Annotated in this window: 7 protein-coding genes; all 7 read right to left on the bottom strand. The window is 61.6% G+C overall.

Annotation, left to right across the window (positions count from 1 at the left end; all coding sequences use genetic code 11):
- Positions 1-130 precede the first annotated feature (130 nt).
- Positions 131-922, bottom strand: a complete 792-nt coding sequence (locus tag B5D32_RS13890; RefSeq protein WP_078785570.1) for a carbohydrate-binding protein — start codon at positions 920-922, stop codon at positions 131-133.
- A 3-nt stretch (positions 923-925) separates the two neighbouring features.
- Complete coding sequence (locus B5D32_RS13895; protein ID WP_078785571.1) at positions 926-1,867, bottom strand: ROK family protein; 942 nt, start codon at positions 1,865-1,867, stop codon at positions 926-928.
- Between the two features lie 13 nt (positions 1,868-1,880).
- Positions 1,881-2,777: a glycoside hydrolase family 43 protein gene (locus B5D32_RS13900; RefSeq protein WP_078785572.1), complete on the bottom strand. Its 897-nt coding sequence runs from the start codon at positions 2,775-2,777 to the stop codon at positions 1,881-1,883.
- On the bottom strand, positions 2,774-4,369 hold the full coding sequence (locus tag B5D32_RS13905) for a glycoside hydrolase family 43 protein (protein ID WP_078785573.1): 1,596 nt from the start codon (positions 4,367-4,369) through the stop codon (positions 2,774-2,776). The genes B5D32_RS13900 and B5D32_RS13905 overlap by 4 nt, the downstream gene beginning before the upstream one ends.
- Before the next feature lie 3 nt (positions 4,370-4,372).
- Positions 4,373-6,457, bottom strand: coding sequence for a glycoside hydrolase family 36 protein (locus B5D32_RS13910; protein ID WP_078785574.1), 2,085 nt, complete (start codon positions 6,455-6,457; stop codon positions 4,373-4,375).
- Between the two features lie 12 nt (positions 6,458-6,469).
- Positions 6,470-7,624, bottom strand: a complete 1,155-nt coding sequence (locus tag B5D32_RS13915; RefSeq protein WP_078785575.1) for a glycoside hydrolase family 88 protein — start codon at positions 7,622-7,624, stop codon at positions 6,470-6,472.
- Positions 7,618-8,323: apiosidase-like domain-containing protein (locus B5D32_RS13920; RefSeq protein ID WP_143402784.1), on the bottom strand; the 706-nt coding region annotated here is incomplete at its 5' end. The genes B5D32_RS13915 and B5D32_RS13920, both read right to left, overlap by 7 nt.

Here is an 8,323-nt window from a genome sequence, read left to right on the forward strand (position 1 = left end):
GTGGCAGGACAGCACCCACGCTTCGGCCAGCGGTTCAAGGTCGCTCTTGATGCCGAAATCGGTGCGCAGGCGGCTGCCGCCCCACAGATAATCCTTGCAGCTCGGGGTCAATTTGAGTATCGGCATAGAATTATCCCTCCGTTCCCCAGACTTCGATCTGCGTCAGCGCCGGGAACGGCGAGGCATCGTCCGCCTTTTTAAGCTCAAACAGCTTCAGGCTCTTGACCGTGCGCGGGGCGATGGCAAAGCACTGCGGGGCGGCGGACTTCTTCAGCTCCAGCACTTCGCGGCTGCCGTCGTCAAATTCCACGGTGGCCTGGGTCCACCAGGCGTCATGCGGGAAGTCGGCGCGCAGGGTCAGGCGCAGCTCGTCGATGGTGACCGGGCGGCCAAAGTCCAGCGTGAGTGCGGCGTTGGGGTCGCGGTTGATGCCCCAGCTTTGGTAGGGCCATGTGCCGTGGGCATCGTTCTCATAAATGCCATCCACGGCATTGCGCGCGGCAAACACAGCCTCGCCACGCGTTTCCACATTAGCGGATGCGTGCGGGTAAAATCCGTGGCTGCCGTGGCAGTCGTAGGGGTTGAACGCGAGGTTCCGCCGCGCGGCGACCTCCTCCGCCGTGGCAAGGCGGGCGCGCAGCAGATGGCAGGTGCCGGTAAAGCTGCGCGGGCTGTAATTGACGCGGTTGTCGGCGGGCGGAATGGGAAAATCCAGCCCGCGCTCCCTGATGTATACGAGTGCCGGGGGCATCGTGTCCTCGAGCTGCACCACACAGTACAGGCCCGGCTCGTCGCATTCCAGCGCGATCCAATCGCCGTCCGCGTAGGGGGCTGTATGCACCAGCGAGATGCGCTCTCCCGCGCGGCTGACGGCCAGCGTGTCGCCCGCTGCACCGATGACTTTCAGCTTGATTTCTGCCATGCTTCACATCTCCTGCTTTGCCAGCAGTGCCGCGCCGATGACGCCCGCCCGGTAGCCGAGCGTACAGGTCGTGATGCGGGTATGCTTTTTGGCAAAGGCGCTGCCGAACACCATCGGCGCTGCGGCGGCACGCAGCGGCTTTAAGAGGTTTTCGCCCTGATTTGCCACGCCGCCGGACAGCCCGATGACCTCCGGGAAAAAGATATTGATTAGGTTTGCCACGCCGACTGCCAGATGGTGAATGTAGTCGTCCGCAACGGCTTTGGCGGCGGCATCCCCCTGCGCAGCGGCATCAAAAACCGTGCGCCCGTTGACATCCGCTTCGGTGGGTGCCAGAGTGTTCAGCAGGCTTTCCGGGTGGGTGCGGCGTGCTTCGCGCGTCATGCGGATCAGCGCCGTGGCGCTGGCGAGGGATTCAAGGCAGCCGCGCCGCCCGCAGGTACACAGCGGGGCATCGGGCGCGTCGGCAATTACCATGTGTCCGGCTTCGGATGCTGCGCCGGTATAGCCGGTCAGCAGCTTTCCGCCCAGCACAACGCCCGCACCGACGCCGGTGCCGAGCGTCAGGATCACCGCACTCTGTGCCCCTTTGGCGCAGCCCGCCAGCGCTTCGCCGAGGGCAGCCACATTGGCATCGTTGCCGAGGCAGACAGGCAGCCCGGTTTTGGTTTGCAAGTAGTCCGCCATAGCAAAATCGTGCCAGTCGAGATTGTTGGAGTAAAGCACTACGCCGTCACACACTGTGCCGGGGCAGCCCACACCGATGCCGGCGACCTGCTCCCTCGCGCTGAGCTGCAGACACAGCGCGGCAATATCGTCACAGACCTCCTGCGCCGTGCGGGGCAGGTTGGTGGGGGCGGCGGCTTCCTTTACAATTTCGCCGCTTTCGCTTACAAGGGCGGCCTTGATGTTGGTGCCGCCCAGGTCAACGCCCAGATAATACATAAAAAAATCCTCCTCAGATGCCCATCCATTCGTCCTGCCAGTTCAGCGCAGGCAAGCCGTTTTCAAAGGTGATGGGCAAAATCGTGTAGCCCGAATTGCGCAGATCGTCCGGGTGCCAGTGATCCAGCAGAAGGTAAGGCTGACCGTTTGCGGCAAACACGGCGGCGCTCTGTGCGCCGAAGGTCCGGCGGGCGCCGGGGCCGCGGCAGGGGGCGTCAATGAGCCGCCAGCTGCCGAAAATCGCGCTGCTCTCGGCGTACAGCATCGTATTGGGGCTCCACCCGGTGCAGCCCGATGAAAACATGAGATATTTCTCGCCGCTGTGCCACAGCGCCGGGGCCTCGCGCGCCTGATCGATCAAAATTTCCTTGCCGCTGCCGGTCAATTTTGTGTAGGTTTTGTCCAGCTCCCAGACGCGCATAGTGGCGTTCCAGTCGGACGAGCAGAACAGATACGCCCTGCCGTCCCTGTCCTGAAACGCCGTGAAGTCACGGCTGTCATGGCTGCCGGGGCGCTGACTGCCCATGTAGGTGAACGGCCCGGTCGGGGTGTTGCTCACGGCAAGCCCGACCTCGGCGCGGGTGTAGCGGCGGTTATCCAGATGAAACCACAGCACAAACTTTTGCGTTTCTGCGTTATATAGCACACTGGGGCGCTCACAGACGCTGTCCGGGTGCAGGTCGTGTCCCAACTCATTGACAGCCGAGAGTACAAGACCGCAGTTTTCCCAGTGCAGCAGGTCGCGGCTTTTGTAGCAGGAAAACCCCACAAAATCCACGCTGCGGTTGTGCGTGTCGGTATCCTTGTTCTCACCGTACCAATAAAAAATGCCGTTGTGCTGCAAAATGCTGCCGCCGTGCGCCTGAATGCCGCGCCCGTCGGTGTCAAGCCAAAGTGCTCCGTTTTTCATCGCTGTTCCTCATAGTCAAAACAGGCAAAATCCGCGTGGCTTTGGTGGGCATCCATATCCTGCGCACAGATGCCGACCATCGCGCCGGTGAAGGCGCACCGCCCGCGGCGGGTCTCGACATAGTCATCACTGAGGTGGTCGGCGGGCTGAACATCGCCCAAGGGCTGCCAGCCGCCGTCAGCCTTGTAATAAAACTGAGCCTCTGCGCCGTTTACGCACACCTTCAGCGAAATTTCGCCGTCCGGCAGGGGGACTGCCTCGCTGCCGTAGGTGAAATCCTTAAAATCGCACCGCAGAATTTGCAGCGTGCGGGCGTTGATACGCTCGTCCCGTGTGATATAGGCGTAGATCCAGTTGCAGGTATCGTAGAACAGCACCAGCCCCGCCACCTGTTGGAAATTCTGCGGTACAAAGTCGATTTTTACCTTTGCTGTAAATGCAAAATGCTGCCAGCGGCGGGCAAACAGCGTCTGCTTGTGGTGGCTGGAGAGCGTCTGCCCGCCGTAGAGCCGCAGCCAGCCGGGGCGGGCCGTCAGGCTGTAATCGGTTTCGGGGGTCAGCGGTGTGCGCAATGTCTTAAAGGTATGGGGCAGGTCCTTGTCCGGTGCAAAGGTCACGCGCTCGCTGTGGTCGAGAAGCTGCCGGACATTCCCTGCCGCTTTCGGCGCGGAAATGACCAGCTCCGGGTGGTGCGTGCCGTTGGCCAGGCGCGGCCAGCCGTCCGTCCACTCGATTTTTTGCAGAGCGGTTTCGCGCCCCAGCGTGCAGTTTCCGCGCTCCGTCAGGGGGCGGGCGCAGATGTGGGTGATGTACCACTCGCCACCGATCTCGACAAAACAGGCGTGACCGCTTTTTTGCAGCGGGTTGGCGGCATCGTCCCGCGCGGTCAGCAGCGGGAAATAGGGCGAATCCTCCCACGGGCCGTCCAGCGTTTTGGCGCGCGCGACTGTGGCGGCGTGCAGGTAGCCCGTGCCGCCCGCCGCGCAGAGCAGGTAATACCAGCCGTCCTTTTTGAGGATCTGCGGCCCCTCGCAGACACCTAGAGATGTGCCGCGGTAAAAGTGCCTGCGCTCGCCCACCAGCTGCCGCGTGACGGGGTCAAACTCCTGAATGACAGTCCCGGCAAAGCCGGGGTTTTCCAGCCGCCAGTCAAACAGCATATTCAAGAAATAGTGGCGTCCGTCGTCATCGTGAAAAAGCGCCGGGTCAAAGCCGCTGGCGGTGACAAGGGTCGGTTCACTCCACGGACCGGTGATTTTTGGCGCAGTGACGACATAGTTCAAGGTATCCTTGAAGGCAGTCGAGCTTTTGACATCGGTATAAACCAGCCAGAACAGCCCGTCCGCGTAGGAGAGATGCGGCGCCCACAGGCTGCCGGAATTGTAGTTGCCCAGCAGCTCACTCGGGACCATATCGCGCCGGGCAATGGGCGCAGCGGCCCACTCCCAGTTGACCAAATCCTTGGAATGATAAATTTCAATGCCGGGCCACCACTCAAAGGTGGAGGTTGCAATGTAGTAATCCTCGCCCACATGCAGGGCGCTGGCATCGGGCGCAAAGCCCGGAAGGATCGGATTTTGTATGGTATTCATAAGTCAGCCCTCGTTTTCCAAGATAAAGGCGGCGGCGTCAAAATCGGTAAACCCATGCACGGTCAGTTGGCCGTCAAGGTGCGTCACCGTCAGGCCATACCGCATAAACTGTGCGGCGATTTTGCCGCCCACCGGCAGGGTGACGGCTTCGGGCGCTGCGCCGAAGGTGTGTACAACGACAAGCGTCTGCGTTTCACCGCGCCGCACGACTGCCTGCCAGCCCCTGGGCGCGCGGTAGCTGACGATGCGGGAACCAAACCGCTGGCTGACGCCGTGGTCTATGATGGAGGCCGCCTTGCCGTAAAATGCCGTGCCTTCGTCCATAACAGTCCACTGCGCTGCCGAGAGGGCGTCCGGCTCGCCGGAAAAGCAGAGCCGCCCCAGAAGCCCGCTGCAGATTTGGTAGTACAGCTTTTGCAGCGGCTGCCCTGCCTTGGCCACCGCCCAGATCTGGCTCTGGCGCGGCAAAATCATACGGTGCATATTGGCGGCAATGATGGGAATTTCATCGCACTCGTGCGCATCGGAGAAGCTCGCCATACAGGCAAGCTCCAAAAAGCTGTGGCAGAGCCGATGCCCGCCCGATGCACAAAGCTCCAGCACCAAGTCGGGCAGCTCGCGGCGGATGCGGGCAAAAAATTGCTGACTTGCCAGAATCTGCTCATACAGCCCTTCGCCCAGACTTTCCGCACCGTCACAGCCAAGGCCGATGGTTTCGTTGTAATCGACCTTCATATAGTCAATATCGTTGTCACGCAGAAAATCAATGACCCTGTGCGCCAGATACTCCTGCACCTTGGGCTTGCGCATATCCCAAAAGCGGCGGTCACCTGCCGTGATGGGCCGCCCGTCGCGGGTCAGCAGCCAGTCCGTTTTGGTAAAGCAGTCCGGTTCGTCCCGCCCGGCCATCTCAAACTCGAACCAGATGCCGGCCTTCATCCCGGCGTTGTGAATCGCGTCCACGACATATTTAAGACCGTGCGGGAACGCCCTGCGGCTCAGCTCCCATCTGCCCAATTTGGCTGCCGCCTCAAAGGCGTCATCATCGTACCAGCCCGCGTCAATGACGTAGAAGCCCAAATTTTTGCCTTTCAGCGCGCGGACATGGCGCAGGACGGTTTCCTCGGTGGGCTTGCCCCATGTGGAGCAGAATTCGTTGAACAGCACAGGCAGGGTCTTTTCCGATGCGGGCAAAAGCGGCTCGATGGCGCGGCGGGTGTTTTCAGCCAGCACCTGCGCCGCCGTGTCCGCACCGCCGCACACGGCGGTCAGCACCGCTTTGGGCGCGGTGAAGCGCGCGCCGGGGGCAAGGGTCTTGCACCATGTGCCGAACTCCCGATCCGCCAACCCGCCCGACAGGGACAGCCCGAAATCCTGCCGATACAGCTCCATCTGCCAACTGCTGCCCTGCGTGGTGGCGGCGGCCCATGTCACGCCGTGGGCGGTGTCCTCCACCGCGCAAAACGGCACAAAGCCGCGCACGGGAAAGCTGCCCACACTGCCGAACCGCACACTGTTGGCGGAGTAGCACTTCCAGCTCGGCTCCAGCTGCAGATCCTCGGCAGCTTCGGTCACCAAGCGCCCCTCGGCGCTCCATGTTGAACGCAGACGGTGGATTTTCAGGCTTTCAGGCGCAAGCCCTTCCGAAAACGGCGACAGACTGCCCAGCGTAAAGCTCGACAGCATCTCCAGCGTGTGGGCTTCGCTGCCGGTATTCTCCACACTTGTCACGACCTCCGCAGCAGGGTTGCCGGCGTAGAGGGTAAGTGTGTGGGTGTAGGCAAGGCCGCGCGGGTCGGTCAGCTTTGTCACAACGACTGTTTTATCGGCAGATTTTTGTGCAGTCTGCCCGGCGTACCGCATGGCTTTTACGGTGGGGCTGTTGCGCATCGTGCGCCCGCCGCTGAAAAACGCCGGGGCATCGTCCTCGGTCAGCTTGGCTTGAATGAGTGGCTCGGCGGCGCAGTCGGCACGGGCAATGCCGCCCTCGCTGCCCGCAGGCACAAGCAGCAGCTCGACAATATCCTCTTCGCGGCGGTAGACGGCGGTCAGCCCGCCCAAGGTGTAACGGTTCAGAATTTCACGCATTGTGTTCTCCCCTTACCACAAAAAAACCTCGTCCCCGGTCAGCTTCAGCAGTGCCTCATAGAAATAGTAATCGCCGTAGGTAAAGTTGACATTGTGCTCCTTGCCGTGGTAGTCGGCGCTGCAATACTGCAGGTAGCCATCGTGCGCCTCGTCCCAGTCGACGGTGTCATCCAGCGCGTGCAGCATTTTCAGCGCAGGGGTCAGGTATTCGTCCTGCCTGTCCGGCACAAGGATTGCCAGCTCGATCAGACCGCAGGCGGCCACGGCGGCGGCAATGTCGTCATAATATTTCGGTTCGGCGGGCTGGCAGAAGTCCACCGGGATGCGCCCGTCTGCGGGGATATGCGCAATAAAATACTCCGCCACCTTTTGCGCCATCGCAAGGTAGCGCACCGCACCGGTGTGCTTGTAGCTCATCACAAAGCCGTAGAGCGCCCAGGTCTGCCCGCGCGTCCAGCTGGAGCCCCGCGCATAGCCCTGCCCGCCGTAATCGCGGACAAACGCGCCGGTTTCGGGGTCAAACTCCACGATATGGCGCACACTGCCGTCTGCGCGGATAAAGTTTGCCGCCACGGTGTCGGCGTGGGTCATCGCAATTTTTCTAAAGCGCGGGTCCTTGGTTTCCTCGCTCGCCCAATACAAAAGCGGAATGTTGAACAGGCAGTCGATGATCGCCCAGCCGCGGGTGTCGGAGTCGGAGCCGGGGATGTCGTTCCACGCGCGGATGAACCCCGCCGGGTTGAACCGCCCTGCCAGCAGCTGGGCGGCGTGCAGGCCGCGGCGGCGGGCATCGGCGTCGCCGGTCAGGCGGTAGTCCGCCACGGCGCTGGGCAGCCACATAAAGCCGACATCATGGTGCAGCCCCAAGTAAATGTTGAACGCCTCATCCAGGCGGCGCTCGGTGTAACGGGCAATCTCGGCATAGCGGTCATCATGGGTCGCGTGGCAGGCCTGCCAGAGCATTCCCGCCCAAAAGCCGTTTGTCCACCAGCAGAGGCCGTCATCGGGGGTGTAGCTGCCGCCATCGGCTTTGTTGTTGTGTACACCGTCCACGGCACGGTTGGGGATTTTCTCGGCGCTGCGCTCGCGCACGGCGCGCAGCTTGTGCTCAAAGCGTGCCGCGGTGGTGCTTGCCCAGTTCTTTTCGGTTGTGTTCAGCTTCAGCATGATGATTCTCCTTCTATAATCAGTAATGCGTCCCGATAACAGGGAGCCTGTTCCAAATGTAAGACCCCTGCCTTGTAGAGGCAGTGTGCCGGCAGTGTTTTTCGGGTTTCCAAATCTATAAAGTATATTTTTTGCACAGAAAGGGTATCTGCCAGCGGAAGCGGCGCCGCTGTGGGCAGATACAGCACGGTGCGCACACCGCTGCGGGCGGCGGGAACCTCCTCCCGGTAGGCAAGCAGCACCTCCGGGCAGGGGGTAAAATCCCATCTGCCCCAACGCTCACATAGCTGCCGGGCAAATGCGAAATCCTCTGCGCCGGGCAGCCCCAAAGCGTCCGTGCAAAGGGGCGCTTGCAAAAAGCCCTCGCCGCTGACGGGATTTTCCGGCATACCGGGCTTATACCAGTTCCAGACGCCGTGGGCACCGTAGGTGACGCCCGCGCAAGCACCCGAAAGCAGGCTTGTCCAAAGGATACGGCGGCAGTCCTCCCGCCGATGGCGTCCGTAAGCCAGACGGCTGTAGCCCATCTGCTCATAGCATGGCTCGCTGTTCAGCACCGGTTTTTGCGGAATCCGGGTGCGGAAACTTTCCGCTAAAGTCCTCGCCGTGTATTGGTAGGCCGGGTTGTGACCGGACTGGTACAGATAGAGTGCTGCATTTTCAGCCAGTTCCTGCGGCAGCGCATCGCTCCAGCCCTTA

This window comes from Gemmiger formicilis (genome assembly GCF_900167555.1).
Taxonomy (GTDB): Bacteria; Bacillota; Clostridia; order Oscillospirales; family Ruminococcaceae; genus Gemmiger; species Gemmiger formicilis.